The following is a 1,828-nucleotide window of genomic DNA, read 5'->3' as shown; positions in this document are numbered from 1 at the left end:
GCTCGACCGCCGTCGCAACATCCGGCGCCAGCCTGTAGGCGTGCGGCACGCGTTCCGGTACCGCGTCTATCCGACTGCCGGGGTCCTGGTCCTGGCTTGCGATTAAACCTCGGCCTCAGTTCGTTGCTGCCTCCTTCATGATCAGTTCGGTGGCCTGCGTGGCGACGTCACGCATCTGGCGGATGAGCGCGCGCAGTTGCCGGTCGTTGTCGATCCACTCCTGGTAGCGGGCGGCTTCGGTCGCGGTGAGTCGACGGGTGACGGTCTTGCCGTCGATCTTGCCGGTCCACTGGTAATAGGGGCCGTGCGGCTGGGGCGGGTCGGCATGGCAGCGGCAGTTGGGTTTCCCGCAGCGGGTGCGCCGGTGGGTGATAGTGCCGGCGGCGATGTAGCCGATGTCGGCGAGGCGTGCGGCGAGGTCACGGTAGCGGCGCTGGTAGGCGTCCAGCTGCGCTGCGGTTGATCGCGCCATCGCAGGTTCCTTCCGGCGTGTCGAGGTGATTCTGTCACCCCCGATGTCTGACAGTAGATCTACTGTCGGACATGGGGAGGGGCGATGGCAACCCGGGCGAGCAACGCGGGCGAGCGGGCGGCGTGTGCTGGGGCCGCCGACGTGTTGCGGGAGTTTCGCCGCCAGGTGTTTGGGTGCTTGTCCCGGCGCGGTGACGCGTTGTTCGAGCTCGCGGACGCGCTGTTGCTGGCCGGGCCGGTGCCGTCGCTGCCGCACCTGAGTTGCGAACCGATCTTCCGCCGCAGCCACGGCATGATCTACCAGGGGCTGCAGAAAGGCCGCATCGACACCGCGGCGCTGCGGGATGTGCTGGTCGCCCACCGCCCGGCCGGCTGGCCGCTGGTGTTCGGCATCGACGCCTCCACGGTCGCGCGGCCGTATGCCGAGACCAGCCCGGATCGGGAGTTCCACCACCACAGCTGCGCCGGGCACACCGGCAGCGGGGACCCGGTGATCAAGGGCTGGTCCTGGCAATGGCTGAGCCAGCTGAACTTCGACGCCGACTCCTGGACCGCGCCGCAGGATGCCAGACGCATCACCCGCGCCGACGCCGCGGCGGTGACCGTCGAGCAGATCATCGCCCACGCCGACCGGTTGCGCGAACACGGCGAGACCGGCGTGCCGCTCTACGTGATGGACGCCGGCTACGACGAGGCGCCGATCACCCACGACCTGGCTGAGCACCTCGCCCAAGTGCAGGTGCTGGTCCGGGTCCGCAACGACCGGGTGCTCTACCGCGACCCGCCGCCACGCACCGCCGGGCGGCCCGGCCGGCCCCGCCGGCACAGCGCCGACCGGTTCTGCTGCGACGACCCGGCCAGCTGGGGGGAACCCGACCAGACCCACATCGGTGACGACGACCGCTACGGCACCATGGTGGTGATGAGCTGGGGCGGGCTGCACCCCAAGCTGTTCTGCCGCGGCCGATTCGCCGACTTCGACACCCCACCGATCATCAAAGGTCACCTGCTGCGCGTCACCGTGGAACGACTACCCAACGGCCGCACCGCTCCCGGCCCGCTATGGCTGTGGTGGGCCGGCCCCGGCCAGCCCGACCCGAACCTGTGCGCCCGCGCCTATCTGCACCGCTTCGACCTCGAACACACCTACCGATTCGCCAAGACCACCCTGAACTGGGCCGACCCCGCCCTGCGGCACCCCGACCAGTTCGACCGCTGGACCTGGATCGTGATCTGCGTGATCAACCAGCTCCGGCTCGCCCGCCCCCTCGCCGAGGATCACCGCCATCCCTGGGAACGACGACGCGCAACACCCCGGCTGAGCCCCGGGCGCATCCGCCGGGATTTCGCTCGACTA

At 69.9% G+C, this 1,828-nt stretch carries 2 protein-coding genes; one reads left to right on the top strand and one right to left on the bottom strand.

All coding sequences use genetic code 11. The annotated features are described in order from the left end of the window. Positions 1-115: 115 nt before the first annotated feature. Positions 116-472 carry a DUF6788 family protein gene (locus tag VGR06_RS40385; RefSeq protein WP_327564530.1) on the bottom strand — a complete coding sequence of 119 codons (357 nt, stop codon included), beginning with the start codon at positions 470-472 and terminating at the stop codon, positions 116-118. Positions 473-556: 84 nt separating this feature from the next. Between VGR06_RS40385 and VGR06_RS40380 the strand changes: the two genes are divergently transcribed. Further along, on the top strand, positions 557-1,828 hold a 1,272-nt coding region (locus VGR06_RS40380), incomplete at its 3' end, for a transposase (protein WP_327564529.1).

Source organism: Actinophytocola sp. (assembly GCF_036002505.1).
In the GTDB taxonomy this organism is placed as follows: Bacteria; Actinomycetota; Actinomycetes; order Mycobacteriales; family Pseudonocardiaceae; genus DASYTH01.
This window is presented reverse-complemented; position numbering and strand designations above follow the sequence as displayed.

Coding starts and splice junctions, on each gene's coding strand:
- VGR06_RS40385 (WP_327564530.1), bottom strand. CDS start 472: ATGGCGCGATCAACCGCAGCGCAGCTGGACGCCTACCAGCGCCGCTAC.